Annotated in this window: 15 protein-coding genes; 5 read left to right on the top strand and 10 right to left on the bottom strand. The window is 72.3% G+C overall.

The genetic code is table 11. The features are described 5' to 3' along the window. Nucleotides 1–97: 97 nt before the first annotated feature. The 4 genes from AB0H32_RS28130 to sigE all read right to left on the bottom strand — a co-directional run bounded on the left by AB0H32_RS28130 (nucleotide 98) and on the right by sigE (nucleotide 4,561). Complete coding sequence (locus tag AB0H32_RS28130) at nucleotides 98–550, bottom strand: sec-independent translocase (RefSeq protein WP_361125665.1); 453 nt, start codon at nucleotides 548–550, stop codon at nucleotides 98–100. 86 nt (nucleotides 551–636) lie between these two features. Beyond that, on the bottom strand, nucleotides 637–2,706 hold the full coding sequence (locus tag AB0H32_RS28125) for a trypsin-like peptidase domain-containing protein (protein ID WP_361125662.1): 2,070 nt from the start codon (nucleotides 2,704–2,706) through the stop codon (nucleotides 637–639). A gap of 134 nt (nucleotides 2,707–2,840) precedes the next feature. Next, complete coding sequence (locus tag AB0H32_RS28120; protein ID WP_361125659.1) at nucleotides 2,841–3,851, bottom strand: anti-sigma factor; 1,011 nt, start codon at nucleotides 3,849–3,851, stop codon at nucleotides 2,841–2,843. Beyond that, on the bottom strand, nucleotides 3,848–4,561 hold the full coding sequence (gene sigE, locus AB0H32_RS28115) for an RNA polymerase sigma factor SigE (protein WP_361125732.1): 714 nt from the start codon (nucleotides 4,559–4,561) through the stop codon (nucleotides 3,848–3,850). The genes AB0H32_RS28120 and sigE overlap by 4 nt, the downstream gene beginning before the upstream one ends. 236 nt (nucleotides 4,562–4,797) lie before the next feature. Between sigE and AB0H32_RS28110 the strand changes: the two genes are divergently transcribed. Further along, complete coding sequence (locus tag AB0H32_RS28110) at nucleotides 4,798–5,496, top strand: O-methyltransferase (RefSeq protein WP_361125729.1); 699 nt, start codon at nucleotides 4,798–4,800, stop codon at nucleotides 5,494–5,496. A 107-nt stretch (nucleotides 5,497–5,603) separates the two neighbouring features. Here AB0H32_RS28110 and AB0H32_RS28105 read toward each other — a convergent pair whose 3' ends face one another. Further along, complete coding sequence (locus tag AB0H32_RS28105) at nucleotides 5,604–5,771, bottom strand: DUF3117 domain-containing protein (protein ID WP_003985072.1); 168 nt, start codon at nucleotides 5,769–5,771, stop codon at nucleotides 5,604–5,606. 376 nt (nucleotides 5,772–6,147) lie between these two features. On the opposite strand from AB0H32_RS28105, the gene AB0H32_RS28100 reads away from it, so the two are divergent. Further along, entirely contained in the window at nucleotides 6,148–6,951 is an 804-nt protein-coding gene (locus AB0H32_RS28100; protein WP_361125656.1) for an enoyl-CoA hydratase-related protein, read from the top strand. 78 nt (nucleotides 6,952–7,029) lie between these two features. Here the strand turns inward: AB0H32_RS28100 and AB0H32_RS28095 are convergent, their stop codons facing one another. Both AB0H32_RS28095 and AB0H32_RS28090 read right to left on the bottom strand, forming a co-directional pair. Then, nucleotides 7,030–7,626, bottom strand: coding sequence for a DNA-3-methyladenine glycosylase I (locus AB0H32_RS28095; RefSeq protein WP_361125653.1), 597 nt, complete (start codon nucleotides 7,624–7,626; stop codon nucleotides 7,030–7,032). After that, nucleotides 7,623–7,976: a DivIVA domain-containing protein gene (locus AB0H32_RS28090; protein WP_361125650.1), complete on the bottom strand. Its 354-nt coding sequence runs from the start codon at nucleotides 7,974–7,976 to the stop codon at nucleotides 7,623–7,625. The genes AB0H32_RS28095 and AB0H32_RS28090 overlap by 4 nt, the downstream gene beginning before the upstream one ends. A 126-nt stretch (nucleotides 7,977–8,102) precedes the next feature. Here AB0H32_RS28090 and folP point away from each other — a divergent pair, with 126 nt between their 5' ends. After that, complete coding sequence (gene folP / locus AB0H32_RS28085) at nucleotides 8,103–8,963, top strand: dihydropteroate synthase (RefSeq protein WP_361125647.1); 861 nt, start codon at nucleotides 8,103–8,105, stop codon at nucleotides 8,961–8,963. Nucleotides 8,964–9,285: 322 nt separating this feature from the next. Here folP and AB0H32_RS28080 read toward each other — a convergent pair whose 3' ends face one another. Together AB0H32_RS28080 and dapE are read right to left on the bottom strand one after the other, a co-directional pair. Then, nucleotides 9,286–10,044: a TIGR00730 family Rossman fold protein gene (locus tag AB0H32_RS28080; RefSeq protein WP_361125644.1), complete on the bottom strand. Its 759-nt coding sequence runs from the start codon at nucleotides 10,042–10,044 to the stop codon at nucleotides 9,286–9,288. 103 nt (nucleotides 10,045–10,147) lie between these two features. After that, nucleotides 10,148–11,227, bottom strand: a complete 1,080-nt coding sequence (dapE, locus tag AB0H32_RS28075) for a succinyl-diaminopimelate desuccinylase (RefSeq protein WP_361125642.1) — start codon at nucleotides 11,225–11,227, stop codon at nucleotides 10,148–10,150. Between the two features lie 95 nt (nucleotides 11,228–11,322). Between dapE and AB0H32_RS28070 the strand changes: the two genes are divergently transcribed. Together AB0H32_RS28070 and AB0H32_RS28065 are read left to right on the top strand one after the other, a co-directional pair. After that, nucleotides 11,323–12,309, top strand: coding sequence for a heavy metal transporter (locus tag AB0H32_RS28070; protein WP_361125639.1), 987 nt, complete (start codon nucleotides 11,323–11,325; stop codon nucleotides 12,307–12,309). Between the two features lie 275 nt (nucleotides 12,310–12,584). Further along, the gene (locus tag AB0H32_RS28065; protein WP_361125636.1) at nucleotides 12,585–13,025 is read left to right on the top strand and encodes an ATP-binding protein; all 441 of its coding nucleotides are present in this window, start codon (nucleotides 12,585–12,587) and stop codon (nucleotides 13,023–13,025) included. A gap of 204 nt (nucleotides 13,026–13,229) precedes the next feature. On the opposite strand, the gene AB0H32_RS28060 is transcribed toward AB0H32_RS28065, so the two are convergent. Then, complete coding sequence (locus AB0H32_RS28060) at nucleotides 13,230–14,327, bottom strand: bifunctional succinyldiaminopimelate transaminase/glutamate-prephenate aminotransferase (RefSeq protein ID WP_361125633.1); 1,098 nt, start codon at nucleotides 14,325–14,327, stop codon at nucleotides 13,230–13,232. Nucleotides 14,328–14,420: the final 93 nt, after the last annotated feature.

Here is a 14,420-nt window from a genome sequence, read left to right as displayed (position 1 = left end):
GCGTGGGTCGCGCCCGGGGCCCGTTCGCGCCGTGTACGGCGGGTGCGCGCTATGAAACGCGTCACGTACGCCGTCCGGTCCGCGTGCCCTGGACCTCTCAGGTGGCGTCCGCGTCGAAGGGCGGACGGTCGTCCTTGCCGGGCTCCTCGGGCTTCTTGCTCATGTCGACGCGCCCGCCGGGCGAGGAGGACGACGAGGGCGAGGAGGAGGACGACGAGGTCTCGCTGTCACGGCCGTGGACGGCGTCCGTGACCTCGGCCATCTCCTTCTTCAGGTCGAAACCGTTGCGGATCTCCTTCAGCCCCAGTTCATCGCTGTCCAGATGCTTGCGGACGAACGTCTTGGGGTTGAGGTCCTCGAACTCGAAGTCCTTGAACTCGGGGCCCAGCTCGCTTCGGATGTCCTGCTTGGCGCTCTCCGAGAATTCACGGATCTTCCGGATCGTGCGCGTCACGTCCTGGATGACCTTCGGGAGCTTGTCCGGACCGAAGACGAGCACGGCGAGCACAATGATGGTCACCAGCTCGAGTGGTCCTATGTCATTGAACACCTGACGCTCCCATTGCGATGCTCTCGGTCGCTCAACGGTACCCGGCATACCTGGCAGACCGGTACCGTCCCGAGGTGAGACTTCTGTCAGTTCTGCTCCGAAGCGCCCAGGACGAGTGAGACCTCCCGCTCGGCGCCGTGTTCGACGGTCAGGCGCAACCGGTCGCCGGGCCGGTGGGCACGGATCTTGACGATCAGCTCCTCGCCCGAGTGGACACGCTGTCCGTCGACCTCCGTGATGACGTCACCCGCCCTCAGACCGGCCCGCTCGCCGGGGCCGCCCTTGATGACGGCGGGGCCGCCGTTGCTCGCCTTGGTGTCGATGCGGGCGCCGTCGCCGGTGTACCCCATGTCGAGGTTGACGCCGATCACCGGGTGTGTCGCGCGGCCCGTGTTGATCAGTTCCTCGGCGACCCGTTTGGCCTGGTTGATGGGGATGGCGAAGCCGAGGCCGATGGAGCCGGCCTGTCCGTCCTCGGAGTCCGATTCGGTGTCGGCCGAGCGGATGGCGGAGTTGATGCCGATGGCCTGGGCCCGGGAGTCGAGAAGCGGCCCGCCGGAGTTGCCCGGGTTGATGGGTGCGTCGGTCTGCAGGGCGTCGACGTACGACACGTCGCTCCCGTCGCCCTTCTCCCCGCCGGCCGTGATGGGCCGTTCCTTGGCGCTGATGATGCCCGAGGTGACGGTGTTGGCCAGGTCGAAGGGGGCGCCGATGGCGACGACGGGGTCGCCTACCTGGACGTCGTCGGAGTTGCCGAGGGGCATGGGGGTGAGTCCGCGGACGCCGCTGACCTGGACGACGGCGAGGTCGTATCCGCTGTCGCGGCCGACGACCCTGGCCTTGGCGGTGTCGCCGCTGCTGAAGCTCACGGATATCTCGCCGCCCGACCCGGCCGGCTGGACGACGTGGTTGTTGGTGAGGATGTGTCCGCGGGTGTCGAGGACGAAGCCGGTGCCGGTGCCCGCCTCGTCGGCCCCGCGCACGTGCAGTGTCACGACGCTGGGCAGCGCCCGGGCGGCTATCCCGGCCACGCTGTCCGGCGCGCGTCCGGCGGGGACCTTGCCGGCCTGCGGCAGATGGACGTCCCCCACGCCGTCGCGCTCCACATAGGCACCGACGATCCCGCCGATGCCGCCCGAGAAGACGGCGACCAGCAGGGTCCACACGAGGAGCATCCGCTTCGCCCGCCTACGGCGCTGCTGCTCGGTGAGCACCGCGGCACCGGTCTGCTGCAGCGGCCCGGGCACCGGGTGCTGCCGCTCTGCACCGGGAGCGACCCAGGGGTCGTAGCGCTGCCAGGGGTCACCGGGGTGCCCGGCCGGACCGGCCGGACCGAGGAGAGGAACGGCACCGGCATCCGCCGCGGGCAGGGCCGTGTCGGGAGCTCCGGGTGGCAGTGCGGCCGAGGACGCGGCAGGTTCGGACGCGGAGCCGGGTGCGGGCGGGGCCGTGTCGGGAGCTCCGGGTGGCAGTGCGGCCGAGGACGCGGCAGGTTCGGGCGCGGAGCCGGGTGCGGGCATGGCGGTCGGTGCAGGCGCAGAGGCCGCGGCAGGCACGGAAGCCGGGGCAGGCGCGGCGGTCGGTGCAGGCGCAGAGACCGGGGCGGGGGTGGAGACCGGGGCAGGCGCGGAAGCCGGGGTGGCCGTCGGCGCGTGCGGAGGCGGGGCCGAGTGCACCGGCGCGTGCGGAGCCGTCTGCGCCGGTGTCTGTGCGGTCGCCGGTGCCGCCGCGGCCGTTCCCTGCGCCGGTGCCGCCGCGGGGTGCTGGACGGGCGGCGCGGGCGCCCAGGGGCCCGGCTCACCGTAGGGCGGGGTGCCGTAGGGATCGGGGTCGTGCAGGGGCTTGGGGCGCTCGCCGACCGATGCGCCGGGGGCGCCCGCCTCGACCGGGTCCGCCCCGGACCGGGCCACCCCCGCGTCGGCCACCCCCGCGTCGGCCACCTCTGTCTCGGCCCCGGCCGTCTCGGCCACGACCGCGTCGGTGACGCCCGCATCGGGCATGGCCGGTGCAGGCACGGCCGGTGCAGGCTTCGCGAGTTCGAAGTCGCCGTCGGTGAGGGGAACGGTCGTCCCGGTGGGACTCGGCTGTGCTTCCCCTGCCGGCGCCCGGTCCTCGTGCTCCCCCGGCGGGACCTGCGTCGGGTTCCCCTCGTTCATGCTCTCCCCACGGCTGGCCGCGGCCGCGCGCGTCGGCGGTGGCCACGGAACGTCGAATTCCGTGCCCGGGTCGCCGCCGCGGGCACGGTCTCACAGGATTCAACCAGGTTCCGCGACCGGGGCGCAGTGGCCGGTCAGGGTGCGTGAGGGGAGGAGGCGGATGGGGGGACGGACGGGGTGGAGGGGGCGGACGGAGCCGAGGTGGTGTCTGGGACGGGGGCGGACAGCAGACCGGGACCGACCGGCCGGGGGGCCGTGGTCCAGGAGGCCGTGGGGAACGGCGAGATCTGGCTCAGCGGGCGTATCAGCGGCGAGACCGCGGCCGCACCGGCCATCACCGGCGTGGTCAGGTCGTGCACGGCGTCCAGAACCAGTCCGGGGGCCGGGTTCGGCATGCCGGGCACGAGCGGTGCGGACATGGAGGTCGGCGCCGCCGTCGTCTGGCCGAGCAGGCCGCCGCCCTGGGCGAGCAGCGGCCCCAGCGAGCGCCGTCGCTGGGTGTCGGGTGTCACCGCCGCCCCCGCGCCGGTGCCGGCCGAGCGCGTCGGGATCACATTGCCGGAGCCGGAGCCGGAGCGGGTGTCCGCGGACACGTCGCCGGGGATGGCGGTGGTCACGCCGCCGAGGGCGAGGGCGGCCAGCGACACCGCGCCGGCGGCGGCGAACGCGAACCGCAGTCCGCGCGAGGCGGAGCGGTCGGCGTCGGGCCGGCCGACGGGATGGATCCGGAAACCGCGCTCCGCGGGAGCGGGAGCGACGCCGGCGTGCGGACCCACGGGCACGTAGCCGAACTCGAAGCGCTCGTCGCGCCGCACTCCGAAGACCCCGGCGTCCGGGCCTCGTCCGAAGAGTCCTCCCCCGGTCGATGCGGTGCCGTCGGCGTCGGCGTCACCACCGGCGGGAAGGCCCTGGAGGCGGGCCAGGAAGCTCTCCGAGGGCGGCGGCGGGGCTGCCTCCGCGAACACGTTCTTCAGTCGGCGCTGGGCGTCCGCCTCCGCCTTGCACCGGGCACACGTGGCCAGGTGGGCGAGGACGCGCTCGCGCGACTCATGACCCAGCTCTCCATCCACGAGGGCGGAGAGCCGGTCTCCCAGGTGCTGCTCCGCGAGGTGCGCCTGAGCAGCCTTCGGTCGTGATCCACTCACGCGGTCGCGCCCCCTCCCCCCAGAGCGGGAACGCGGGGCATGAAGGAGCGCCGCTCGGCCTTGCGCGACTCGGGCGCACGGTGGGCCAGGGCCTTGCGCAGCTGGGAGCGGCCGCGGTGGATGCGGGAGCGGACCGTGCCGAGCTTCACGCCGAGGGTCGCGGCGATCTCCTCGTAGGACAGTCCTTCGATGTCGCACAGGACGACCGCGGCGCGGAACTCGGGCGCGAGGGTGTCCAGGGCCTGCTGGACGTCCGCGTCGAAGTGGGCGTCGTTGAAGACCTGCTGCGGGGTGGGCTCACGGCTGGGCAGGCGCTCGGCCGCGTCCTCACCGAGGGCGTCGAAGCGGATGCGCTGCTTGCGCCGGACCATGTCCAGGAAGAGGTTGGTGGTGATGCGGTGCAGCCAGCCCTCGAAGGTCCCCGGAGAGTACGTCGACAGGGAACGGAAGACGCGGACGAAGACCTCCTGGGTCAGGTCCTCGGCGTCGTGCTGGTTGCCCGTGAGGCGGTAGGCGAGGCGGTAGACCCGGCCGCTGTGCGTGCTGACGATCTCCTCCCACGTGGGCGGAGTCCATGCCTGCCCGTCCGCGTCGGTGGTGAAGGTCGCGGTCTGGGTGTCGCCAGCGGCGAAGCCGGTGGCGTGGCTGTCAGCAGCAGTGTCGTTCACGGATTTCGGCCTCCCTGCCGATCCGAGGAAGCGCCGTAGCACTCCTCCCCGATCCACAGGCGCAGCCGCACCTCCCCTGTCGGCTCTGGTGGTGTCCAGTGGAGTCCCTACCATAGCCACCTCGCCCGTTAGCTCCGGATAAGCGGTTTTACGAGAATTTGATACGCGCTGATACGGCTCATACGGCTGCGTCAGCATGTGCTCGGCGTCCTGTTCCACCTCTTACCCCCCGTCGCGTCCCGGGCCACCGGCTCATCCCTTTAAACGCCCGGTCCCATCTGCGGGTTCCCGGGCCCAACGGATACAGTCACGCCGAGGCATCCAGTGGGGGACGGGAGAGGGTCATTACCGGCAACCGGCAGACGAGCTGGGCGTTCGCCGACGCCTTTGTCGCCGAGGACGAAGCGCTGCGCTGGGCCCGTGACCGGGCCCGGGAGGCAGGGCTGCGCTCGGTGTCGCCCGGCGCGGGCGCCGCGCTGCGACTGCTCGCCGCCTCCGTGGACGCGAAGGCGGTCGCGGAGATCGGCACCGGCTGCGGGGTGTCCGGGATCCATCTGCTGCACGGGATGCGCCCGGACGGGGTGCTCACCACGGTCGATCCGGAGCCGGAGCACCAGCAGTTCGCGCGGCAGGCGTTCCGGGCCTGCGGCTTCGCCAGCAACCGCGCACGGTTCATCCCCGGCCGCGCCCTGGAGGTGCTGCCGCGGCTCGCGGACGCCGGCTACGACCTCGTGTTCTGCGACGGGGACCGGCAGGAGTACTCGGACTACCTCGCTGAATCGTTGCGCCTGCTGCGACCGGGGGGCCTGGTGGTCTTCGAGGGAGTCTTCGCCAACGGCCGTACGGTCGACTCGGGGCCGCAGCCGACCGAGGTGCTGCGGCTGCGGGAGCTGCTGCGCACGGTGCGCGAGAGTCAGGAGCTGGTGACGTCGCTGCTGCCGGTGGGCGACGGGCTGCTGTGCGCCGTCAAGCGGTGACGGCGGCGGCGCCGTCGTACCGCACCCCGCACATGCAGTTGCCCCGGCACCGCACGCACCTACGCGTACGACGCCGGGGCAACCGCAAGGACAAGATCGTCAGCGCGTCAGACGGTGACCTTCTCAAGGGCCTCGCCGAGCGCCTTGGCCTCGTCGGGGGTCAGCTCGACGACGAGTCGACCGCCGCCTTCGAGCGGAACGCGCATGACGATGCCCCGCCCCTCCTTGGTCACCTCGAGCGGGCCATCGCCCGTCCGCGGCTTCATGGCCGCCATGCTCGTTCCCCTTCCTGAAACCAGCTCATCGTCTGCCGACGGCCCCCTGGCAGGGCATCCACGGTCCGGAACGGACATGTGACACCGGCATCGAACACATTGCTTCCCAGCCATTATCCCGCATCCCAGGACCCGATGACCAACATCAGTCGGCATCGCTTGGGCAACGCGCGCGAGCAAAACCACTCAATTCGGCGATGTGACTGCGATACTGCTCCGCCGCCCGGACACCCCCCGGCCGACTCCGCTCCGATTTTCTTTGACGCAGGTCACACGTCCGGTCCGGCCCCTGGACCGCGATCTCCGCCATGCTGTCCTTCGGACAGCGACGTACTGAGCGGTACGTCACCAGCCGCGACACCAGAGGGGATGCCACATGGCCGACACCGTGCTCTACGAGGTGAGCGACGGACTCGCGACGATCACGCTGAACCGCCCCGAGGCGATGAACGCGCTGAACATCGCGACCAAGGTCGCTCTGCGGGAGGCGGCGCAGTCCGCGGCCGGGGACACCGCCGTACGGGCGATCCTGCTGACCGCCGCGGGCGACCGGGCCTTCTGCGTGGGCCAGGACCTCAAGGAGCACATCGGGCTGCTCGTCTCCGACCGGGAGACCGGGTCCCGGCAGACGATGAGCACGGTCAAGGAGCACTACAACCCGATCGTGAAGGCCCTTGCCGGGGCACCGAAGCCGGTGGTCGCCGCGGTGAACGGGGTGGCGGCCGGGGCCGGCTTCGGCTTCGCGCTCGCCGCGGACTACCGGGTGGTGGCCGACTCCGCGGCCTTCAACACCTCCTTCGCGGGTGTCGCCCTGACCGCGGACTCCGGCATCTCCTGGACGCTGCCGCGGGTCGTCGGCCCGGGCCGCGCCGCCGACCTGCTGCTCTTCCCGCGCAGCATCAGCGCCCAGGACGCGCTGGAGCTGGGCATCGCCAACCGGGTGGTGCCCGCCGCCGAACTGCGCGCCGAGGCGGAGAAGGTGGCGCGGGCGCTGGCCGAGGGGCCGACCGTGGCGTACTCGGCGATCAAGGAGGCGATGGCCTACGGGATGACGCACTCCCTCGCCGAGACGCTGGAGAAGGAGGACGAGCTGCAGGCGCGGGCGGGACAGTCCGAGGACCACACGATCGCGGTGCAGGCGTTCGTGAACAAGGAGAAGCCGAAGTATCTGGGCCGCTGAGTCGGCCTGCGGGCCGGCGGGGGTGCATGCTCCCGGGGGCTGCGCCCCCAGCCCCCCGTCGGCCTTGCGGCCTCATCCTCAAACGCCGGACGGGCTGTTTCGGCTGACGCACGCTTCCAGATGGTCGTTGACCAGCCCGCACGCCTGCATCAGGGCGTACGCCGTGGTCGGGCCGACGAATCTGAGGCCGCGCTTCTTGAGCGCCTTGGACAGGGCCGTGGACTCCGGGGTGACCGCGGGGACGTCGGACAGGGTCTTCGGCGCGGGGCGGCCGGACGGGTCGGGGGCGTGGGACCAGATCAGGTCGTCCAGGTCGCCCTCCGCCCAGTCGGCGAGCACGCGCGCGTTGGCGAGTGTCGCGTCGACCTTGGCGCGGTTGCGGATGATGCCCGGGTCGGCCAGCAGCCGCTCGCGGTCCTCGTCCGTGAACACGGCGACCTTCTCGATCCGGAAGCCGGCGAAGGCCGCCCGGAAGCCGGGGCGGCGGCGCAGGATCGTGATCCAGGACAGGCCCGACTGGAAGGCCTCCAGGCTGAGCCGCTCGAAGAGGGCGTCGTCGCCGTGGACGGCACGGCCCCACTCCTCGTCGTGGTACGAGACGTAGTCCTCGGTGGACAGGGCCCAGGGGCAGCGCAGCGCGCCGTCGGGCCCGGCGAGGGCCGCTCCGTCGCTCATCGCTGCTCCTCCTCCCGGCCGGGCTTGTCCAGCCGGGCGTGCGCGGCGGCGCGGGCGCCGGCCAGGGCGGACTCCAGGTCGGCGATTCGGGCGTCCCGCTCGGCCAGTTCCGCGCCGAGGCGGCCGAGCGCGTCGTCCACGTCGGCCATGCGGTAGCCGCGCGGGGCCAGCGGGAAGCGCAGGCTCTCCACGTCCGCCCTGTGGACCGGGCGGTCCGCGGGCAGCGGGTCCTGCAGCCGCTCCGGGGCCACCTCGGGCAGCGGGCCGCTCTCGCCACCGCCCACCACGGCGAGTGTCACCGCGGCCACCACGACAGCGAGGGCGACGACCAGGAACAAGAACATAACCATCGCTAGAGGTCCCCACGCTCGATGTGCCGGAAGCCGAATCTCTCAGGACCGATCGTGCCATGCGAGTCTGACAGTTAGGGTCGCAGGCGGCTGTACTGCGGAAAGTACTAGGAGAGGTCACAGCGGATGCTCAGGCTGGGCAGGCGGGAATTCGGGCCGCACGAACCGGTGATCATGGCGATCGTGAACCGGACCCCGGACTCCTTCTACGACCAGGGGGCCACGTTCCGCGACGAGCCGGCGCTCGCACGCGTGGAGCGGGCGGTGGCCGAGGGCGCCGCGATCATCGACATCGGCGGGGTGAAGGCCGGGCCGGGCGAGGAGGTCACGGCCGAGGAGGAGGCGCGGCGGACGGTCGGTTTCGTCGCGGAGGTACGGCGGCGCTTCCCGGACGTGATCATCAGTGTGGACACGTGGCGGGCGGAGGTCGGCGAGGCGGTGTGCGACGCCGGGGCGGATCTGCTGAACGACGCGTGGGGCGGGGTGGACCCGGGGCTGGCGGAGGTTGCCGCGCGGTACGGGGTGGGGCTGGTGTGCACGCACGCGGGAGGTGTGCAGCCGCGCACCCGGCCGCATCGGGTGACGTACGACGACGTCGTGGACGACATCCTGAAGGTGACCCTGGGGCTTGCGGAGCGGGCGGTGGCGCTGGGGGTGCCCCGGGAGTCGGTGCTGATCGATCCGGGGCACGACTTCGGGAAGAACACGCGGCACAGTCTCGAGGCGACGCGGCGGCTGGACGAGATGGTCGCCACGGGGTGGCCGGTGCTGGTGTCCCTGTCCAACAAGGATTTCGTGGGGGAGACGCTGGACCGGCCGGTGAAGGAGCGGTTGCTGGGGACGCTGGCCACGACGGCGGTGTCGGCGTGGCTGGGGGCGCAGGTGTACCGGGTGCATGAGGTGGCCGAGACACGGCAGGTGCTGGAGATGGTGGCGACGATCGCCGGGCACCGCCCGCCTGCGGTGGCTCGGCGGGGTCTGGCCTGAGCACACGGGGGCTCCGCCCCCTGGACCTCCCCCCGCCCACCCACATCACCGGTCCCGGCCGGCTGGTCGGCCGGCTGACTGACTGGCTGACTGACTGGCTGACTGGCTGGCTGGCAAAAACACCGCCCCACCCAGCCCCCGGTCTCAGCCCCACCCCCCACCCCCCGCCCCGCAAAGCCCCGCCCCCTCCCGGCCCGCCGAGCCCGGGGGCTCGCTTCTCGGCTCGGCGAGGCGGGCGGGAGGTGGATGGGTGGGAAAGGTACCGAGCCCCTGCCCTCGAGCTCGGCGAGGCGGGTGGGTGGATGGATGGGACAAGGGGCGGTTAGCGGGCCGCCTCCTTGGAGACCAGGGCCACCGCCTCCTCCACGTCGTCCGTGACATGGAACAGCAGCAGATCCTTCTCGGCCGCCTTGCCCTGGGCCACCAGCGTGTTCTTCAGCCAGTCCACCAGCCCGCCCCAGTACTCGCTGCCGAACAGCACGATCGGGAAGCGTGTGACCTTCTGGGTCTGGACCAGGGTGAGAGCCTCGAAGAGTTCGTCGAGGGTGCCGAGGCCGCCCGGGAGGACGACGAAGCCCTGTGCGTACTTCACGAACATCATCTTCCGGACGAAGAAGTACCGGAAGTTCAGGCCGATGTCGACGTACGGGTTCAGCCCCTGCTCGAAGGGCAGCTCGATGCCGAGGCCGACCGAGATGCCGCCCGCCTCGCACGCCCCCTTGTTGGCCGCCTCCATGGCGCCCGGCCCACCGCCGGTGATCACCGCCCAGCCGGCCTCCACGAGCCCCCGGCCGAGCCGCACCCCCGCGTCGTACTCCGACGAGTCCACGGGCGTACGCGCCGACCCGAACACGCTGATGGCGGGCGGGAGTTCGGCGAGGGTGCCGAAGCCCTCGATGAACTCCGACTGGATGCGCAGAACCCGCCAGGGGTCCGTGTGGACCCAGTCCGAGGGGCCGCCCGCGTCGAGCAGCCGCTGGTCGGTCGTGCTCGGCGTGACCTGACCGCGCCGTCGGAGGACCGGTCCGAGCCGCTGCTCGTCCGGCGGCTGCTTCTTCCCCTCGGGGTTTCCGGTAGCCATGTGCGCTCCCTCCGCTTGCCGGTAGTTCGACCTCAGCCTAGATCTACGCGGGTTACGGAGGGGGGACGTGAGCATGTCCGCCGTGAAGCGCCGTACGGGATCCTTACGCCGTCAGCCAGTTCCGCAGGCGCTCCTCGCCCGCGAGGATCTTCGCCACTTCGACCCTTTCGTCCCGCTTGTGCGCCAAGTGCGGATTGCCCGGTCCGTAGTTGACTGCGGGGATACCGAGCGCGGAGAAGCGGGAGACGTCCGTCCAGCCGTACTTGGGCATCGGGGTGCCGCCCACCGCCTCGATGAAGGCCGCCGCGGCCGGGTGGGAGAGGCCGGGCAGCGCGCCGGGGCTGTGGTCGTCGACCACGAACTCGCTCACCCCGCAGTCCGCGAACACCTCGCGGACGTGGGCGACGGCCTCCTCCTCGGTGCGGTCGGGGGCGTAGCGGAAGTTGACCGTGACCACGCACTCGTCCGGGATGACGTTGCCGGCCACTCCCCCGGAGATGCCCACCGCGTTCAGGCCCTCGCGGTACTCCAGGCCGTCGATGACCGGCCACCGGGGCTCGTAGGCGGCCAGCCGGTCGAGGATGGGGGCCGCCGCGTGGATGGCGTTGGAGCCCATCCAGCCGCGCGCCGAGTGGGCCCGCTCGCCCGTGGTCTTCAGCAGCATCCGCAGGGTTCCCTGGCAGCCGCCCTCGACCTGCCCGTCGGAGGGCTCCAGCAGGACCGCGAAGTCGCCCTGCAGCCACTCCGGGTGGACCTCGGAGACGTGCTTGAGGCCGTTGAGCTCGGCGGCGACCTCCTCGTTGTCGTAGAACACGAAGGTCAGGTCCCGGTTGGGGGCGGGGACCGTCGCCGCGATGCGCAGCTGGACGGCCACGCCGGACTTCATGTCGCAGGTGCCGCAGCCCCACAGCACGCCGTCCTCGTCCAGCCGCGAGGGCACGTTGCCGGCGATCGGCACCGTGTCGATGTGGCCGGCCAGGACGACCCGCTCCGCGCGGCCCAGGCCCGTCCGGGCGACCACGTTGTTGCCGTACCGCTCGACTGTCAGGTGCGGCAGGGCGTGCAGGGCGGCCTCGATCGCGTCCGCGAGGGGCTTTTCGGTACCGCTCTCGGAGGCGAAGTCGACCAGCTGCGCAGTGAGCGCGGCGGCGTCCAGCGTGAGGTCAAGCGAGGTGTCGGCCATGGCTCCGACCCTAGCGCGCGGCCGGCGGGGCCCGGGGCAGCGCGGCTCCAAGGACCGGGCGCGAGGGGCGCGCAGGGCTCCAGTACCTTGTACGCGTGCCAGAGCCGTCCCCCACTCGCCCCAAGCGCCGCGGCCGCCTCCTGCGTATCAGTGCGGCGCTGTTGGTCCTGTCCGCCGTCGCCGCCTACCTGGTGGTGCAGTACGTCGCCGGGGGCGGGGGTGCGCCCGGGTGCAAGGTGATCTCCGGCACGGGCGACGGGACGTCGTACGAGTTCACGCCCGAGCAGGCGGCGAACGCGGCGACGATCGCCGCCGTCGGCAGCGGGCGGGGCATGCCCGAGCGCGCGGTGTCCATCGCGCTGGCCACCGCCCTGCAGGAGTCGGGGCTGCGCAACATCGAGCACGGCGACCGGGATTCCCTGGGCCTGTTCCAGCAGCGGCCCTCGCAGGGCTGGGGCACCGAGCAGCAGATCATGGACCCGGACTACGCGGCGGGCATCTTCTACGCGCACCTGGCGAAGGTGCCGAACTACACCGACCTGCCGCTGACGGTGGCCGCCCAGCGGGTGCAGCGCAGCGGTTACCCGGAGGCGTACGCGAAGCATGAACCCGACGCCACGCTCCTTGCGGCGGCCCTGACCGGGCGCGCGGCGGCCACGCTGACCTGCGACGGGCGCCAGGAGCGCACGGCGACGGCGACCGGCCCCGACGCGGTACGGGCCGCGCTGGTACGGGACTTCGGGCGGGATGCGCTGCAGGAGACCGGCGCGGAGGTGGGCGGCACCGCGGTGCCCTCGCCCTCGCCGTCCCCGAGCGTGACGGCGACCGCGCACGGGCGGACGGTGACCGTGCCGGTGCCCGAGGGCACGAAGACGGATGCGACCGGGCGCGGGGAGCGGGAGCGGGGCTGGCAGCTGGCGCACTGGGCCGTCGCCAACTCCTCGGGGCTGCACATCGACCGGGTGGTGTACGCGGGCCGGGAGTGGACCGGGAGCGACGGCGAGTGGCACACGGCCGGCTCGCAGGGGGCCGGTGGTGCGGAGGTGTCCGCGGGGGCGGTCCGGATCGTGACCGGACAGTAGTACGGGCCCTCACCCGGCGGGGTTGCGCGGCCTCGGGACGGGCGCGTTTCCCCGGGAATTTCGGCATGTTGGCGAAATCCCCGGCAAGTCAAGGGCCGTAAGGATTCTGCATGATCTTGGACGGGCTCCCTTTGCCCGTTTTTATCCACAACCGATAATGCGATGCGTTACCCATTCTTTACCTTCGACGTCCGCAACCTTCGTCGGCTTCGAGCGGTAGTCACGGCGTCCGAGACCGGACACCACCACCGCAATCTCCCGTCGAATGGAGCATCATGTCCCTCCCTCTGACCCGCCGGATCGCCCGTGCCGCGCTGATCGTCGCAGCAGGAGCGGCTGCCGGGGTCGGTGCGGCCGGCTCTGCCGGCGCGGCCACTAACCTGCCGGCGACCACCCCGGAATTGAGTGGTCTGACCGCCCTGGACACGGCGAACGCCGGCACCGCCGTCGACGGTGCGACGACGCACGTCACCGGCGTCGCGGGTGACGCGAGCACCCAGGCGGTCAAGAAGGCGGTCCCGACCGTGAGCAAGACCGCCGGCGGTGCCGCGAAGAAGGCGACGCCCACCGTGCAGAAGACCGCGGGGACTGCGGTCGGGACCGTGGGGAGCACCCTCGGGGAGACCGCGGCCACCGCGACCAAGAGCGGCCTGTCGACGGGCTCCATCGGCAAGGGCGGGCTGCCGGTGAACGGCGTGGCGCCGCTGGCCGGCTGAGCTCGGCCGTTGCTGACCTGACGGCGACGGGGTCCGGGGAGTTCCCTGGACCCCGTCGCTCTGTGTCCGGCCGTTGTGCGTGGCGGATCCGGCGCTTGCGCGTGGCGGATCCGGCGGTTGCGCCTGGCGGGCGCCGACGGGCGCCCGCCCGTGCCCCCGGACCGTGGCCTGCGCCCCGAGGCGGGCCTACGCCCCGAGGCGGGCCTACGCCCCGAGGCGGGCCACCGCCGCCCGCACCCGTTCGTCCGTCGCCGTGAACGCCACGCGCACGAACCTCTCGCCCGCCTCGCCGTAGAAGTCGCCGGGGGCGACCAGGATGCCCAGGTCGGCCAGGTGGGCGACCGTGGACCAGCAGGACTCGTCGCGGGTGGCCCACAGGTAGAGGCTGGCCTCGCTGTGCTCGATGCGGAAGCCGTGGCCCACGAGGGCATCGCGCAGGAGCGCACGGCGGGCCGCATAGCGCTCGCGCTGGACGTGGACGTGCTCGTCGTCGCCCAGGGCCGCCACCGCCGCCGCCTGCGTCGGCGCCGAGGTCATCATGCCGCCGTGCTTGCGGATCTCCAGCAGGGGGCCGAGGACGGCCGGATCGCCCGCCAGGAAGGCCGCACGGTAGCCGGCCAGGTTCGAGCGCTTGGAGAGGGAGTGGACGGCCACGATGCCGTCGTAGGAGCCACCGTTGACGTCGGGGTGCAGGACCGAGACCGGGTCGGCCTCCCAGCCCAGCTCCAGGTAGCACTCGTCGGAGAAGAGCAGCACGCCGTGCTCGCGGGCCCAGGCGACGATCTCCGTCAGTTCCTGCTTGCCCAGCACCCGGCCGGTGGGGTTGGAGGGCGAGTTCAGCCAGAGGAGCTTCAGGTTCGCCGGGTCCAGCTCGCGCGGATCGTCGTAGACCTCGTGGTCGGCGCGGGCCAGGCGGGCACCGACCTCGTAGGTCGGGTAGGCCAGGCGAGGGTGAGCCACCCTGTCGCCCGGGCCGAGGCCCAGCTGGGTCGGCAGCCAGGCCACCAGCTCCTTGGAGCCGACGATCGGCAGGACGTGGCGGTCGGTGACCTCGCGGGCGCCCAGGCGGCGCTCCAGCCAGCCGGTGATCGCGGCACGCAGTGCGGGGGTGCCCCACACCGTCGGGTAGCCCGGGGAGTCGGCCGCGTCGATCAGGGCCTTCTGGACCAGCTCGGGGACCGGGTCGACCGGGGTGCCGACGGAGAGGTCGACGATGCCGTCCGGGTGGGCCGCGGCCGTCTTCTTGTACGGCTCGAGCTTGTCCCAGGGGAAGGTCGGTAGGCGGTCGGAGACTGCGGACACGGGATCTTGCTCCCTTTCGTCGGTACGGCAAGCGCCTCTTCGCCTGCACGGCAAACGCCTCGGTCCCGTACGACGGTGATCAGGTGATCGGGC

The sequence above is a fragment of the Streptomyces sp. NPDC020362 genome (genome assembly GCF_040642095.1).
In the GTDB taxonomy this organism is placed as follows: Bacteria; Actinomycetota; Actinomycetes; order Streptomycetales; family Streptomycetaceae; genus Streptomyces.
Note: the sequence above shows the minus strand (reverse complement) of the source record. Positions and strands in the feature narration are given on the sequence as shown.

Bases quoted from the DNA above. Each gene is read 5' to 3' on its own strand.
- AB0H32_RS28125 (WP_361125662.1), bottom strand. From the start codon at position 2,706: ATGAACGAGGGGAACCCGACGCAGGTCCCGCCGGGGGAGCACGAGGAC.
- AB0H32_RS28105 (WP_003985072.1), bottom strand. From the start codon at position 5,771: ATGGCGGCCATGAAGCCGCGGACGGGCGATGGCCCGCTCGAGGTGACC.
- AB0H32_RS28100 (WP_361125656.1), top strand. From the start codon at position 6,148: ATGGCCGACACCGTGCTCTACGAGGTGAGCGACGGACTCGCGACGATC.
- AB0H32_RS28095 (WP_361125653.1), bottom strand. From the start codon at position 7,626: ATGAGCGACGGAGCGGCCCTCGCCGGGCCCGACGGCGCGCTGCGCTGC.
- AB0H32_RS28090 (WP_361125650.1), bottom strand. From the start codon at position 7,976: ATGGTTATGTTCTTGTTCCTGGTCGTCGCCCTCGCTGTCGTGGTGGCC.
- folP (WP_361125647.1), top strand. From the start codon at position 8,103: ATGCTCAGGCTGGGCAGGCGGGAATTCGGGCCGCACGAACCGGTGATC.
- AB0H32_RS28080 (WP_361125644.1), bottom strand. From the start codon at position 10,044: ATGGCTACCGGAAACCCCGAGGGGAAGAAGCAGCCGCCGGACGAGCAG.
- dapE (WP_361125642.1), bottom strand. From the start codon at position 11,227: ATGGCCGACACCTCGCTTGACCTCACGCTGGACGCCGCCGCGCTCACT.
- AB0H32_RS28065 (WP_361125636.1), top strand. From the start codon at position 12,585: ATGTCCCTCCCTCTGACCCGCCGGATCGCCCGTGCCGCGCTGATCGTC.